This window comes from Priestia sp. TRM10 (assembly GCF_057808375.1).
Genome location: NZ_JBJZOT010000002.1, coordinates 651,261 through 667,030 on the forward strand (window position 1 = coordinate 651,261; position 15,770 = coordinate 667,030).

At 35.2% G+C, this 15,770-nt stretch carries 16 protein-coding genes; 1 reads left to right on the forward strand and 15 read right to left on the reverse strand.

The window, feature by feature from the left end; genetic code table 11:
* Positions 1–157: 157 nt before the first annotated feature.
* Positions 158–1,153 carry a DUF3231 family protein gene (locus tag ACK3CR_RS03305; protein ID WP_488974767.1) on the forward strand — a complete coding sequence of 332 codons (996 nt, stop codon included), beginning with the start codon at positions 158–160 and terminating at the stop codon, positions 1,151–1,153.
* A gap of 171 nt (positions 1,154–1,324) precedes the next feature.
* Here ACK3CR_RS03305 and ACK3CR_RS03310 read toward each other — a convergent pair whose 3' ends face one another.
* The 15 genes from ACK3CR_RS03310 to ACK3CR_RS03380 form a co-directional block, all read right to left on the reverse strand.
* Positions 1,325–2,215, reverse strand: a complete 891-nt coding sequence (locus ACK3CR_RS03310; RefSeq protein WP_488974768.1) for an AraC family transcriptional regulator — start codon at positions 2,213–2,215, stop codon at positions 1,325–1,327.
* 673 nt (positions 2,216–2,888) lie between these two features.
* On the reverse strand, positions 2,889–3,530 hold the full coding sequence (locus ACK3CR_RS03315; protein WP_488974769.1) for a restriction endonuclease: 642 nt from the start codon (positions 3,528–3,530) through the stop codon (positions 2,889–2,891).
* A 545-nt stretch (positions 3,531–4,075) separates the two neighbouring features.
* Complete coding sequence (locus ACK3CR_RS03320) at positions 4,076–4,831, reverse strand: type IV secretory system conjugative DNA transfer family protein (RefSeq protein WP_488974770.1); 756 nt, start codon at positions 4,829–4,831, stop codon at positions 4,076–4,078.
* 18 nt (positions 4,832–4,849) lie between these two features.
* Positions 4,850–5,107 (reverse strand): helix-turn-helix domain-containing protein, encoded by a 258-nt coding sequence (locus ACK3CR_RS03325; RefSeq protein WP_488974771.1) that lies wholly within the window; start codon positions 5,105–5,107, stop codon positions 4,850–4,852.
* 322 nt (positions 5,108–5,429) lie between these two features.
* Entirely contained in the window at positions 5,430–6,056 is a 627-nt protein-coding gene (locus tag ACK3CR_RS03330) for a response regulator (RefSeq protein WP_019391033.1), read from the reverse strand.
* 5 nt (positions 6,057–6,061) lie between these two features.
* The gene (locus ACK3CR_RS03335) at positions 6,062–7,426 is read right to left on the reverse strand and encodes a sensor histidine kinase (RefSeq protein ID WP_243520141.1); all 1,365 of its coding nucleotides are present in this window, start codon (positions 7,424–7,426) and stop codon (positions 6,062–6,064) included.
* Entirely contained in the window at positions 7,423–8,058 is a 636-nt protein-coding gene (locus ACK3CR_RS03340) for an HAD-IA family hydrolase (protein ID WP_488974772.1), read from the reverse strand. The genes ACK3CR_RS03335 and ACK3CR_RS03340 overlap by 4 nt, the downstream gene beginning before the upstream one ends.
* Before the next feature lie 477 nt (positions 8,059–8,535).
* A complete protein-coding gene (locus ACK3CR_RS03345; RefSeq protein WP_328123790.1) occupies positions 8,536–8,706 on the reverse strand; it encodes a glycine zipper domain-containing protein in 171 nt (56 codons plus the stop codon).
* 171 nt (positions 8,707–8,877) lie between these two features.
* A complete protein-coding gene (locus ACK3CR_RS03350; RefSeq protein WP_488974773.1) occupies positions 8,878–9,195 on the reverse strand; it encodes a YfzA family protein in 318 nt (105 codons plus the stop codon).
* Between the two features lie 526 nt (positions 9,196–9,721).
* Positions 9,722–10,879 (reverse strand): UxaA family hydrolase, encoded by a 1,158-nt coding sequence (locus ACK3CR_RS03355; protein ID WP_243520135.1) that lies wholly within the window; start codon positions 10,877–10,879, stop codon positions 9,722–9,724.
* A gap of 53 nt (positions 10,880–10,932) precedes the next feature.
* On the reverse strand, positions 10,933–11,253 hold the full coding sequence (locus tag ACK3CR_RS03360; RefSeq protein ID WP_243520133.1) for a UxaA family hydrolase: 321 nt from the start codon (positions 11,251–11,253) through the stop codon (positions 10,933–10,935).
* A gap of 21 nt (positions 11,254–11,274) precedes the next feature.
* A complete protein-coding gene (locus ACK3CR_RS03365; RefSeq protein ID WP_488974774.1) occupies positions 11,275–12,399 on the reverse strand; it encodes a UxaA family hydrolase in 1,125 nt (374 codons plus the stop codon).
* Positions 12,400–12,469: 70 nt separating this feature from the next.
* Positions 12,470–13,600: a 2-keto-3-deoxygluconate permease gene (locus tag ACK3CR_RS03370; protein ID WP_488974775.1), complete on the reverse strand. Its 1,131-nt coding sequence runs from the start codon at positions 13,598–13,600 to the stop codon at positions 12,470–12,472.
* A gap of 119 nt (positions 13,601–13,719) precedes the next feature.
* Positions 13,720–14,661, reverse strand: a complete 942-nt coding sequence (locus ACK3CR_RS03375; protein WP_243520127.1) for a fumarylacetoacetate hydrolase family protein — start codon at positions 14,659–14,661, stop codon at positions 13,720–13,722.
* An 87-nt stretch (positions 14,662–14,748) separates the two neighbouring features.
* Positions 14,749–15,696, reverse strand: a complete 948-nt coding sequence (locus ACK3CR_RS03380; RefSeq protein WP_243520125.1) for a U32 family peptidase — start codon at positions 15,694–15,696, stop codon at positions 14,749–14,751.
* Positions 15,697–15,770: the final 74 nt, after the last annotated feature.

The window sequence follows — 15,770 nt, forward strand, 5'->3', positions numbered from 1 at the left end:
CTCCTAATAAGTTTCTTCTTTTTTAGATGTCCACCTATAGGCTTTTAGTTACCATAACCGCGATAATCAGACATGTTATCAAAAAAGCGAATCTGTATGAAAGCTCAAAAGGAGGGCAAACTATGAAAAAACAGTTTTTATACGGAGGAAAAAGAAATTGCAAGAGAATAACCATTTAACATCGGCTGAAATCGCAAATTTGTGGGCCCACTATATCCGTGAAACCTTATCTGCATGTGTAAATAAATACATGCTTCAAACAATCCAGGATCCTGAAATACATCAGCTCTTTCAATTAGCCTTAAAAATTTCATCTCAACATATCGAAACCTTAGAAAATTTATTTAACCAAGAAAAATTCCCAATTCCTAATGGATTTACAGAAGAGGATGTAAATCTAGATGCTCCTCCTCTATTTACAGACGTTCTGTGTCTTAAATACCTTCATATAATGACTACTCATGGTCTTAACGAATATAGTTTATCGTTTACAGCTTCCATACGGGAAGATATCGTCGAATTTTATCAACAATGTAATCTTGATGCGATGGAGATTTATAAAAAAGCGAAAGATCTTCTTATCTCAAAACAACTTTATCAACGACCACCTACATATGTAACACCAAAGAAAGTTAAGATTATAAATAACTACAAGTATGTCACAAATATCTTAGGTAAACGTAGACCTATGAATTCCATTGAAAGCGGGCATATTTATTATAATTTAAGCAAAGCCATAACTGCAAAGGCCCTAATATTTGCTTTCAAACAAGTCGCTAAAGACCCAACAGTACGTAACCTATTGGAAAAAAGCCTACAAGTAAAAAATAAACATATCGAAGGATTCTCATCGTTACTAATCAAGGACAACCTTCATCTTCCTCAATCATTGGAGACAGAAGTTACAAATTCCACGGCGTCTCCTTTTTCAGACAAACTGATCCTTCTTCAAACTGGGTTCCTTTTTGGAGTAGCCGTAACTTACTATAATGCTTCTGTCATTTCAAGTATGAGAGCCGATATTTCAGCACACTGTGAAAAGGCTGGACTGAATAGTTTATGGATATATAGTCGTATTGGAAAAAGTATGATTGATCATAAGTGGATGGAAGAACCACCTAGAGCAGAAGATCGTAAAAAATTAGATGGTTAAATCTTTTTAAGGTCTAGTACCTTGAGAAAATTCTTCAAGTTGCTATAGGCCATCTTTCTTTACATAAGTGTATACCATTTACAATTTTAGTTCATATCACGCTGCTTACAGAAAGCTATAAATTAGAAGAGAAGATTATATTCGTAACCTTCTCTCTGTTGAAAATATTTATTACACGCCTCTATCATCCTTATTTTTTAACACAGGTATCCATATCTCACTTTTAAAAGTGGGTGACGTTACATCTTTATGTTCATTCCATAAAATTTCTGGTCCTTCTACTTGTTCATAATTTGAGGATGGAAACCATTCAGAATAAATTCGTCCCCATACATCTTGTAATGTCCTTGGGAATGGCCCAACTGCTTCGAACACCGCCCATGTTAAAGCAGGTACTTCAAGTCTTGTCAGATTATCTAGACATTCCTTTGTTGTTGCCACACCAATATAATGGTCAAGCTCTCCTTTTTCCTCCATTCGCCCCTCAGAAAAATTCATGGATGCGCTAAGCAGTCCTAATGGTTCGACATTAGAAAGGTTTTTGAGTTTATTTATCGTTTCTTCATTTAAACTTTCCCACATAGCAGCAATATGTGGGTTAACTCCGTGAAATATGATCGGGACTCTTTCCTTAATACCCACTATACAAAATGCCTCTTTTTCTTCAATTCGATAGTTCATTTCATTTCCTCCTTTAATTGATAACTCGAAGGTCATTCGTGGATAGGCTTTAAGTGAATGGCCATTCTTTTTAGCTTCTGAAGGAGTTATACCATGTAAGTTTTGAAAAGCTCTTGTGAAAGAATCCGGTGAATTGTATTGGTATTTTATCGCAACATCAATAACTTTCATGTTACTATTTTTAAGGTCGAATGCTGCAAGAGTAAGGCGTCTTCGGCGAATGTACTCTGACAACGTAATGCCCGCTAGGAAAGAAAACATTCTTTTAAAGTGATATTCAGAACAAAAAGCCCGCCTTGCTACTTCTCTAAAATCCACATCGTTAGTTAGGTTCTCTTCGATATATTGTAAAGCTCCATTCATATTCCTAAGCAAATTCATTTATATGACCTCCTTATGATCAGAATAGCAGGATTTAAAATGAGCTATCCGACATTTTGTGCCCCATTATGTAGGTTTCCTCTTTCTATTGCTCTTAAGTAGCCTTTCGTTGTAGCTTTCCTCTATTACACCTGAAAAATAATCACATGGTGAAGTAAACCCAACACATGAATCTCACCTTTCTAAATTGAATTTCAGCACAGAACTACTTTGTTCATAACAAGGCTATTTCACCAAATATAGTAAGGGATACATATAACAAATCTATCATTTCATCTATTTAAAAAACAGAAAAAGGAGGCATACGAGATAGAATTTTAGTTTACATAAATCTTTTCTTGAAGTTAAGAAGGTCCAGTCCCTTAAGCAACAAGGGCTGGACCTTCTATTTATTCTTCTTTATACAGATTTTTATCCATCTTAGTGTATCAAGCTTCCTCTAGTACTTCGCCATAAAAGACTGCATGATAACAAATGAGTTTATCCATTTTTCGTGAGATATAATCCCGAATCCTCTTTAGAAAACGTTTCTGATTTTATATCTCTTATATTATTCTAAGCGAAGAACTACTGTATATGTAATCACATTGCTTTGAAAAGCCCACCCTTCTCCCCTAAACTCAAACCTACTTTAGCATCCTTGCACACCTTTAATATGATCTATGCATGTAGGTTATTCTTTATTAATCGCCTCTGTATGGTCACATTGAGGAAAAGAAACACATCCAAAGAAACGTTCTCCATTTCTATGATGTATGACTAGCGAGCTCCCGCATACAGGACATGTTCGAGACTCTGGCTTAACCTCTCGATAAATATCTTCGGCTGTATGTATAGGATTCACCTCTAAAATCAAAGCTTGAAGAGCATGACGGTCAAATAATTGCACATGACACACTTCGGCCAACACTTTAGCTTGCTTTGTAAAGAAACTATTTGTCATCACCCATGCTTCATCAGCTTCATAATAGGCTTGAGCGCCATAGACTTCCCGAACAGCCGACTGGCTAACCTTGTTTTTAACACCGTATCGCTTAGCTTGAATGACAACCTTCTTTTTCCCTTTCATAATTAAATCTGCTCCAAAATCTCCTGATTGAGGTGTAAGCTGTGCCTTATATCCTAACTGCTGAAATAAAGCTTTTAGATACATCTTAAATTGAAATCCGTCCATCTGATCAATGTAAGGAATCCCTGATTGCATTAAACGCTTCAATGCTTGTCGTTTTAGTACCGTGCGATAGACATAGCGCATCAGTTGAAATAATACAATCAGGAGAAAAAAAATGATAAAGATAAATATGCTGTTTGCCATTTTGCGCAATCTCCTGTTCGTGTATAGATTTATCCCTTCTTCTCATTTGATGAAAAAGTTCTTGTTATCGTCTTTAAATGCTCTTCTTCAACTCCTCATTTTCATCTTTTTTAGGAGAATAGTAGATTGAAGCATGTAATTTTCTAATGATACCAACTTTGTAGTGCCTCTGGATTGATAATCTCCCTGAATCTTCTTCATTACAACTTAAATTTGAACAAACGTTGTATGTAAATTCATTAAGAACTACATTTCCTTTTCTTGTGCCTTCCTCCATATACGGGAGATGGGAGAAGATGCATTCTGAACACATTCTTTAACGATACATAAAAAATGGAGGATAGAGTACATCACTAGAACTCGCCTTTATCACATCTAGTACTATATTGAATCCAAAACGGACGCTGAACATAATAGCTAAAAAAACAAGCATTCAAGGAAATGAGTACTTGTTTTTCAGCAACCTTCTATTTGATTGACGTGAATTTGTTTATATTCTTTCCACACCTTCGGAATCTTTGTATCCATAATCTGTTCTCTTAATGTTAATGGGAAGAAGGAAGGAGCCATACAGGGACCTCTCTTGGCAGTGATAAAAGATAGTGTGCATTGCATTCTTCTTTCGTAAAAGGCCCTTCAATAAAAGAAGCAAAGTATTCGGCATCTTCCTGACTTCTCGTACCAAATAACCCTTTAACACTATACTTTATCATCTGTTGTGTAGCTTCTTCGCCGTATAAGTGCTGTAAAGAAGATAAATGAAGCACCGTAAGAGAGAAATTTACATTATATTTTCTTCCCGCTGCTAGGAATAAAGGGAGATGGGGAACCTTGTAGGCTTGAGCTTCATCCATTAAAACATGGATGCCCTTATGATAGAATCCTTGTGCTTCAATCTCTTCGTATAATGTATTTAGCAAGCTGGTAAACGTTTCCTCTCTCTCTTCCTTTCCCTCTCTATGATCAAAATGGAGATAAACTACTGTTTTTTCTTTAACTAGCATCTGTGCTATATGTTTTATTGTTTCTTCATCTAACGAAAGAACACGATAATCCATTACAATATACCCCTGTTCTTGCTTTTCCTCCTGTGTAAAATGATATCTTGTACCCCGAGGATCAAATACAAGTAAGCTTTTCTCTTTTTCTTCGAGAATATTTGGTAAAATATAAGTAGAAGTTTTTCCTGTACCTACTTCTCCTATGACCAAAACATGTTTATTCTCTTCTAGTGAACAAGAAGTCTCTTTCTCTGTTACTCCTAATGTAATAACTGATTTCTTGCTTTTATCAGTCTTCATTTTATTCTCCTCCTTATATCATAGAAGGGCAGTTGCTTTGCCCACTTCCTCTTTCACCACCTCTTTTTCTTTGTGATCTTTTAGAAGGTAGATTTCCTCCAGCGTCAAATCCAATGCTTTGGCAATTTTCCGAATCGTTTCATACGTAGGGTATTTTCGATTTCCTCTTTCAAGTTGAGAAATCGTACATTGAGGAACCCCTGACACTTTTGCTAGTTCTAACTGAGTCCATTTTTTTTTCATTCTCTTTGCTCTGATAATATTAATCTCTTCCACCCCCTTAATTTAGACCGATTATCTTTAAGAACATTGAATATGTAGACTCTCTAGTCCTTGCCTACATGCTTTTGTTGAAGAGTATGGATGAATTAGATTCTACTCAAAAGAACCTTTTTTTAAAATTTATAACGAGTAACAAGGCTTAACTATATGGTATAAAGTTTATGCACTTTAAGGTAGTGTCATTTTTTAAGGCTCTACTTTCCAAAGGAGGGTTATAAATGCTCACCCCTTTTTTAGAGAAAGGGCTATAAAAAGTAGTCCCTTTCTACATGAAATTATCCCAAAATAAAAAAGGTGATTACGCTTCATCGCGTAATCACCATAAACCTCCTGATTTCACTTTCCTTATCGCCTCTTTGGAATTAGAAACAGACATTTTTTTCAGTATATTTTTAATTTGGTTTTTTAGCGTATTATCTGATTTCATTAATTTCTTTTGGATATCTCTTCGTGAGTGGCCTTGTTCTATCAATTTATAAACTTCTCGCTCTGCATTAGTTAGATCTTTGAGCTGCTCTTCACTCTTCATACGTCGATAGTCTTGTAAAATAACTTCAACTGGATTAGATGGTTCATGATAAATGGAACGGATAATATGTGGTATTTTATGTACATCTTTTTTAAGAATATAATCTGTTGCTCCCGCAATGAATGACTTTTGAATGATATCTTCATCAGACATTGACGTTAACATTAATACTTTCCAATCACCACTACTCTTTAACTCTAATGCTGTGTAAATTCCATCCAAGTTATTATCCGTTAGATTAATATCGACGAGGAAAATATCAATATGGTCAAGAGCCTTCGATAAGTTAATAGCTTCTTCCTTTGTAGTGCCACACCCGACTAAAACGATATCATCTTCATTTCCTATAATTGTTTCCATAATATTTAACCAATCAATATCATCTTCAATAAGAACTACTCTAATGGGATTCATAAGCATCATCCTTTTAACGGGAACGTTAGCGTTACAGTTGTTCCCTTATTTAGTTCACTCTCAACGTGTAGATTACCATTACTTTTCAACATTACATCATAGCAATAATGTAAACCTAATCCAAAGTTAGTCCCTCTTCTCCCTTTTGTGGTAAAAAAGGGCTCTGTAACATGTCTTAGATTTTCTTCTGATATACCACTACCATCATCCGTGAAAGAAACCGTAACCTGATTACCAATGCCTTTAGTCATTACTACCCTTATATTACCACGTTTATCCATTGACTCTATGGAATTTTTAATTATGTTTAAAAATACCTCTTTTGTATGGGTGCCATCACAATAAGCATAGACATTGGATTCATACACCTTTTCTACAGTTATACACTTTGCTTCCATTTCTTTTTGCACATAATTTAAAATTTCATCCATTAATTCACTTAAATCGCAGTTACTTTTTTTAACTTGAATCTCTTGAGTTTGACTTTGCATTCTATCGACCATTTCGATTAAATGGTTAGAGCTTTTATTAATAATCTCAACTGCCTTTTGACACGAGGCATCAAGATTGTGACTGTGAGGTTGTATAATTTGCAGGCTTGAGTTAATTTTATAGATTTGGTTTTTAATAGAATGATTTAATAAGCTTGTGCCTGAAGTAACGGCTTTACTTGTTTTTTCTCTTGCTTCTCTTTCATAGCGTAATTTAATTCCATTTAATGAGCCGCTCCCTAGAGCTTTCCATATAAAAATAAAAAATGAAATGACAAGAAAAAACACAACGTATCGCCAAATTTGATTACTACTATTAAAAGCTCGTACAATATAGTTTAAAATTAAGGCCGTTAATATAACGGGAAACATGAGAGACAAGGTGATAAAACGACTCTTCTTCTTTTTTTCATCTTTCTCCGTCATATATGTGTAAATGTGAATAATACATGCAATACATATATAGGGGACTGCCCAATAGAGCATAGAATCAAAATCAGGGACAATGTCCGGAACATATACAGTAGTCTCAACCATGAAAGGGATTGGAATTAACAAAATATATTTCAAAGTTCTTACAACTTTAGATGTAAACCTCCCACTATAAACAACTGCATGCATTAAAATTCCATAAGGACAAAAATAAATAGATACAAAACCCGTGAAAATCCTTAGACTATACAAAAAAGTATTAAGTAAATCAAAGTTCATGCCATTCTTGTTTAAGGCCGGGATAAATGATTCTACAATTGCACGCGATAAACCAGCTAATGACGAACATATTAGCAAAAATACGACCCATCTTAAAGATGGCGATTTAGGATCATAGCGATAACAAAGGATAGCAAATATAGCACTAACCAAGAATAAAGCAATCATTTATTAATTCCTTCAATAGTTCTTACAATGTCCAAAGGTTCCTTCACTATATAATCCGGTTGGGCCCCTTGCAATAGCACCTCAAAATCATACCCCCATGTAACAGAGATAATTTTAATATCGCTCTTTTTACAAGCTATAATGTCCCGATGTTCATCACCAACAAATATAATGTTTTCTCTTTGAACACTATTACTTTTTACGTAACTATTAAGTGTGATATGGCGACCGAAGAAGCGATGAGATCTCAGAATTTCATCAAAATAATCCATGTCATTTAATTTTAGAAATTTTTTAATGTTTTCTTGCGAATTCGCAGAAACTAATATTAACTGAAACCCTGATTCTTTTAAGGTTTTCAAAACAGACTTTATGTCATCAATGGGTTCTAAATGTGGAATTTCTTCTTTATATTTCTTCACGATATCAATTGTTAACATCGGAATCTTCCATAAAGGAACATTAAATTTCTTAAATCGTTCTTTAAAAGTGATAGTACGGATATAATCACTCTGTTCTTGAGGCATTTTAGTGTATTTATATTTATCTGCAAAACTATTAAAAAGATCAAACACTACTTGCCCTGATTCTACAATTGTTCCATCAAAATCAAAAATTACTGTTTTAATCATTTTTCACATCCACTTTCATAATTCTTCTATGTTTAAACAGAACTTACATTATATATTTATAATACCATATTCTCCTTTTAATTCTGTTAAAATAATCTATTATTGTTTTGAAAAATCCTTTTAACACATTTTAAAGTTCTCCCCTCTATAGGCAGTTAAATAAAAAAGATTCATTAGCCAAATTGTTCACCTAGTATTATAAGGAAGAATTATTTGAAATCCCATCTGATTGGACCCAATCTTTTGGTTCGGAACTAGAAACTATAGAACAAATGAATATATTACAAAAAGAACAAACAAATGGGACTACTTTTATACCTTAAATTTATAGATTTTGTAGGCTGTATTTATGTTGTGAAGATATACTAAAAAGCCTTGGTTTTTTTAAACCAAGGCTTTTATCACATAAAATTAGTGGGAAGGATAAGCATGCTTTTTAAATTACCTATCATTTAATGGTTAAAACACACACTACTTCTACTTATTCTTCTTCTCAAGACTTAAGCCCATCGCTACTCCAAAGCAAAGGCCCATTCCAATACCTAAACCAATATTATGAAATAGTGAGCCATATAAAGAGCCAAAAGATAAACCAATTCCCAACCATAGTGCTAAATAATTTGTGCTTTTCTTTTTGTCTTCAGACAAAAAATCGCTCCCTTATATTATCATTTTTTTCTTATAGTTACTAATACGGAGCAAAGTGATATAGGTCTCATAGCTTAAAATGGATAGCATGATTTTTTAAGTCTTTATTTTGAATATAGTCCGTATAAAGAGCTAGCTCATTCAGTAATTACGCTCTTAAAGATACCACTATTATCCTGCGTGACGCTTAGTTTGTTTTCTAGAAAACAAATCTTTGACCACCCCTATAATAGTAGCGGGAAGTAAAGTAATAAGAAAAACTGCTGTGAATAAGTTGAATGTTGGATTTTCATATGGAACGAATTGTTCGGTGAAAAATTCAGCTTTAGAGAATCTACCTAACACTGTTCTCTCATCATCCCTGAAATTCATTGACCATCCATTCTTATCACAGACAAAAAAGATTAATTGCAAAAAGAGTAATGCTATAAGGGGGCGTATCCATTCTCGTTTTAAAATAGAACGTCCTTTTTTTGATTTATTTTTCATTAAACTAATTCTCCTTTTCATAATTTAAAATGAACTAACTCCCCCTTCTTCCATACGCCTTATAATATTTATAAATTATAACATTTATTACAAAAAAAGTAATATAAGATCTAGAATAAAACTTATATATCTCACACACTGACTTAACTTCTTTCCCTACAAATGTAGCAATAAGGAGCCGTTATTCTGTTTTAAGGAAACAAGAGAAATATAGTAAAAAACTTAAAAGTATAAAAAACATAAAAGCAAAAGCCTCTTTTATCAAAACAAATAATCATCTTATTGTTATATTTCTTAGTCAACTTAAAAACCTTTCCTCTTCAGCCTCAACTATCACATGACTGAAGGGGAAAGGTTCCTTCAATATTTAATTCTGACTCTACAAATTGACAAGCTTGGTAAAAAATTAGACCTTTTCTATTATTTCAGTAAGTCTAACTTGTTTTTTATTTATAAGTGATGGAGGGGATGCATATTATCCGTAAACAAATGTTCTTATAATATAAGCAGGTAGAAAAAAAGGTGGCTACATCGTTTCTGCTAATCTCCAAATTGCAAACTCTTGATTTTTATGTTTTTCAGCAGCCGTTAAATCCCCATTTGCCGTATCAAGAACTCGTCTATAAATTTCTGTTCCTATCTCTTCGATAGTATTAATCCCCTCTACAATTTTCCCTGCATTTACATCAATATGTTCAGACATAATTTCATACAACTTAGGGTTTGTACCAATTTTTATAACAGGTACAATAGGGGATCCTGTAGGAGAGCCTTTACCAGTGGAGAATAACACAACTTGAGCTCCACCTGCTGCAAGGCCTGCCACAGATTCAACATCATAGCCAGGTGTATCCATAAAAATAAATCCCTTTTGAGTTGGAGGTTGCGCATAATTGACAACTTCCATTAGGGGAGAATCTCCTCCTTTTTTTATACAACCTAACGATTTTTCTTCTAAAGTGGTTAGGCCTCCAGTCATATTTCCTGGCGTAGGATTTGCAGATCTTATATCCTCCCCTGTGTCTTTAATTCTCTTCTCGTAATCTCTTACAATTTTAAGGAAGTCTTTTGCTACCTGGGGTGTGACCGAACGATTAGCTAATATATGTTCCGCTCCAATCGCTTCTGTTGTTTCCGCTAGAATACTAGTTCCACCATCTCTTACAAGGGCATCTGAACAAACTCCTATTGCAGGATTTGCCGTAACTCCTGACCAAGCATCAGACCCTCCACACTCAAGCCCAATCGTTAACTCCGTAATATTGATGATTTCTCGTTGTTCCTGTTTACTCTGTTTGACTGCTTCTTCAAGCCATAATTGTCCTTCTTTAAGAATGTCAGTAATTGTTTTATCTCTATAGAAATAAATAGCATGAACATGATGGCCCTCATCTTTTAAAAGCTCAACCATTTCTTCAGCAGGATCTCCTTGCCCCATTCCTAAAAATAGGGCGGCACTTACATTCGGATGACCAGCGGTTCCTTTTAGAGTTCTCAATGTCTGTTGAAGATCTTCTGGAAATTGCGCTTTTCCCGTTTGATGAGCTACAGGAATAACTTCAGGTACAAGCTGTGCTAGATTTTTTGTAAAGCTAGCTAACTCTCCTACCGTATTAATCACAATAACATGATTTCGAACTCCTATTTTACCGTTCTCTCTTCTATATCCTTCAAATGTTTTCACAAATTTTTACCTCCTTTATAACATCCTACCTAGTTGATTAGATCCTTACCTTTTTATGCATTAAAAGAAGACGATTGTTTGAGTATATCTACTCGCTCTTCTTCCTTCAGTCCTCGAACATTTGATATATGAACATGGCGTCCTTGATAAATGGCTTCCGTCGAAATCCCCATACATTCTCCATATTTCATAATTTTCTCTTCTTTATTAATAAAAACAGTTGCGATTTTATGTCCATAAGGAATGTTTTCCATAACTTGTAATCTCTTGTCGTCTCCTTTAATAGAAAGATACTCTCCTTGTTTAATATTCGTTAGCGCCACAGCAACGTTATCAGCTTCATTTAACTTAATTGCATTAAATGTTTGATTCACTATATTCCCCTCATTTCTCTGTCAAAATGTAGTTCCTATATGAGGGATAGCAAACTCACCTAAGCCGAACTTTTCAAGACTCGTTTGCTTCCCAGAGCAAATATCTATTATCATCTCAAGCACTTTCTCCACGTGATTAACATTCATATTTTCTGAAATAGTATAGTCTGTCAGCTCATCAAAAGGCGCATGAGAATTCTGTGGGGTGATCATCATACAAGGAAGTGCAATGGAACTGGCGAGTAAACCTCGATTACTTACAATCATCACCATATTACAGCCACTTGAAGCCATATTTGATAAGGCTTCTACTAAATTGCTTGGAACGGTTAATAGATAAAGACCTTTTTGATTAGGTTGTTCCGTATAACCCAGCCAATTGCAAATAGGCTTAGAACCTGTTAAGTGAGATTCAACAGCGGCATAAGATTTCTCCGATAGCAAAAATTTGGCACATCCACTTGACGTGTTCGTAATTTCTTTCCATCGCCTCCGTTTTAATCCCTCTCCTGCTTCTTGAAGTCTTTGTTGTAACTTTTCACTTATTGCCCGTTTAGACAAGAGAGCACCTGCTGGTTCTAAAGATTTTGACATTCCTACAATCACTGTTGCCTTATGGTCAACTAAGGTATCTACAACACTTCCAATAACAGGGGTTATTTTAGTTAATGATTCCTCATCTATGTCAATAGCTAATACACCTACTGTTAAGGAAGATAGAGGTACCTCTACTCTTTTTTCTTTTTCTACTTCTTTTGCCCATTCTTCCACAATTGTTTTTCCTTTAGTTACGGTATTCCTACCTCCTGATAATTGTTGAATTCCAATTCCTTCAATAGGTTTTGTTTCAATGGCGCTTTCAAGAAGTCCGCTCACTTGGTTTGTTTCACATCCTAATCCTATAAAAAGTGCCGAATACAGATTAGGATTCGCGGATACACCTAACAACATATTTTTAGTTAACTGAAAATCATCTCCTAGTTGAGCACATCCGTTTGTATGAGTAATAGGGATAGCTGCAGGTACTTTGTCTGCAATTTCTTTTGTAATAACACTCGAACAGACGACTGAGGATACCACCCCAATATAATTTCTGATTCCTACCGTTCCATCATTCCGTGCAAACCCCTTAAAAGAATAGCTCATATTTAGATCACCTTTCTTTTATAAAAAATAATGAAATTTTAATTTAAAGTCTCTTTTCATCATTTGAATACTAACTGAGATCAGTTGGAGGCATTTTATCGCTAACTTTTAATCTATTGATAGAATGATTTTCTACTTTTCCATCAATCCCTCTTTTTCGTTGATATTTATCAGCTAAAATAACAGCAATCGGGACAAGGACGGCTGTGCTAATTGAAGCAATCGAGATTTGTGCTGTAGCGACACTAGCTATACTTTGGTAGGTTTGAGCTTCTGTTGCTGTCATTAACCCTGTACTACTTGCTACACTAGCTGCTGCTGCGATAGCCGCTGGTGTTGCTACTGCATTTCCAGCCGTTGATGCTTCTGCCCAAGGTGCAATAACGCTTTTTTCTCGGAATACTTTAAAAGTAAGAGCCATTACTCCTCCTGAAATAAATACTGTCATGAGAGCTAAAGCAATGCCAGCTCCTACTACTTCAGGATTGAAAAAATTAGATAGATTCATTCCTGCTCCTAATGTAAAAGCAAAGAATGGAATAACAAGTGATTCTCCAGCAGATAAGAAAGTGCGAATTTCACTATCAAAATTTCCTAATATCATCCCTATTAAAATAGGCAAGAGAACGGCAATAAAAGCGATGATCGGAAAGTTAGCTCCCATCATCCCAAGTGCCATTAGTGTAAAAAACGGGCCATCATTAAGTGAGAGAACAGCCGTCGCTCCTACATCAGAACGATTCCCATATTGTCCTGTTAAAGCAGCGAACATTCCGCCATTTCCATTTGTCATAGCTGCAATAATTGCCATTGTGGACAATCCAAGGAATCCATTGACTGGATCGGACATATAACCCCAAAGTAAACCAGTTCCAAGTCCAGCTAAATATTTAGAAGTAGTCAATAAAACCCCTTTTTTTAAAGCTCGCCCTCCCACCTTAAGATTCATTTGGCTACCAGCACAAAACAAAAACAGTGCACATAATGTGAGGGCCCCATCTTTAAATAGAGCTTGTGAAAACCCCCCTATTTTTAAAAATTCATAGTGGCCCTCTTCTGTAGGAGCAACACCTAGACTCTTTAATAAATTCATAATAAACGGTAAGTGAAGTTGATCAATTGTATTTATTAAAGCACCAATAAACAGCGGAACAACCATCAAACCACCAGGAACTTTATCAATTCTTTGCTTGATTTTCATCGCTTTAATCAATCCTCCAATTTATAAAATCCTTCTTTCGAACTCGAGGCTTAAAGCTTAACCAGTTGGCACAAATTGATATTTGTTAACGCTTACATATTGACCCTTAATAAACCGAATTATTGCTTACTTGCTGTTGAATTTACATAAGAGGGGTGCTTTTTCACAGAATTGTTCAGGGTTCCAACATTTTCAATTGTAATCGACAACTCATCTCCTTCTTTTAACCATACTTGTGGAGTTCTCCCCATTCCTACTCCAGGGGGCGTACCTGTTGCAATTAAATCTCCAGGCTTTAGTGTCATTGATTGCGATAAATAGGAGATAATGTATGGAATCGTAAAAATTAAATTTTTTGTATTTGATTTTTGCATTATTTTTCCATTTAAAGTTAGCGAAATGTCTAAATTATGAGGGTCCTCTACTTCATCTTTCGTTATAATATAGGGACCGATTGGCGCAAATGTATCAGGTGATTTTCCACGCGTCCATTGATTATCTGCAAACTGAAGGTCTCTTGCGCTTACGTCGTTCATAATTGTATAGCCAAAAATATACTCATCTGCTGTTTCTTCTGTAACACATTTTGCCTTATTCCCAATAACCACCACTAATTCTGCTTCAAAGTCCACTTGATTTGAATTAATAGGGAGTTCAATAGGGTCGTTATCTCCAATAATTGCATTTGCATATTTTGAAAAAGTGACGGGTGTTGGAGGTGGATCCATCCCTGTTTCTTTGCAATGATCAAGATAATTTAATCCAACACAAATGATTTTTTCTGGCTGTGAAACGGGAGAAATGATTTCTACTTCTGAAAGAAAAAATGTAGTTTTTATATCGTTTGTTCCGTGGTTTTTATGATATTCCATCAGCTCTTTAATATAAGGGATCATAGTATCATGATGTTGAATCAACGTCTCCAGCGTATCCGGAACAGCAGAACAGCTTGCTACTTTATGTTGATACAAATCATGAAGGTTTGTTAAATTCATAACCTTATTGTCTTGTAAAACACCTACATACGTATGGGACTGAGAACGAAATGATAGAAGTTTCATATTTTTCTCTCCAACCTTTAATTTTTTTAAATACCGCTCTGATATTTCCGCAGAGTATAAAAACTCGTAAATTACTCTTTTATGACTTTAAACTATAGGAGAAGAAACTAGTGTTGGAATACCGAGGTCTTTAGTACCGAGTTTGGATGTTTTTGCTTCTGGGCAATAGCGCTCAATCATTTGTATCCCTAATGCAGCACGGTGGACTCGTTCTTGCACTAATGAAATGTTTGTTGCTTCCCATTGCTTCCCTGAAGGATACACATCTGGATGATTACGAAGCCCAAATTTAATATATACAGGGGCCAAAACACGAATAATTTCAGGTATTTCATAGTATCGTAGGAACCCACCAAAGTTATCTGGAACTTCAACATATAGATCAATTGGTATATCAATAGATTGACGAATGGAGGCAAGTTTAGCTAAGGTGAGGGCTGGTGGAACATTATAAGTGTCTGCCCCTAAGTCCTGCATCAACTTTACGGAAACTGGATTTGCTGATCCCATTTGAACTGAAACCTTTACAACAAAATCTTCTGGAAGGTGACCTTGCTTTTTCATTTCTTTTGTAAGCAATAAAAGTCCTTCATCTGCAATAAGAGCGCCACGAAGCCCAAGATTTGCTCCCCTTTTCAAATCTTCCATTGCATAAACTAGCTGATCAGCTCCTTCATGACGTAAACCCTGTGTCTTACCAGCAGATGTTAGAGGACCTGCGCTAATATCCCACGTTCCCCTTGGTCCAACAAACAAGCTTAATTCCATTCCTCTTTTGGCAGTTAGTTCACACATTTGTTTGATTTCATCATCTGTAAGAAGCATAATTCCGCTTCCTTGTGAAATACGATGAATCGTTAATCCATAACGATCAATCTCTTTTAACATCTCCTCTAAAGCAACAGGTCCTTCTGTACTAGGAAGTTCTATACGATATTGAGCACCGTCTGGAAACGTCTTTGTAGAAGTGGGAAGGTCTCTTAGATCTGTTGAAGGATAACCTAAACTTTCTAATAATTCCCGAGATTCTTTCATATCCCTATTCCTTCTTTCTTTTTAAATTTTTTAGAGATAATAAGAAGGTTCATTTTTATAATGTGCTTTATCTA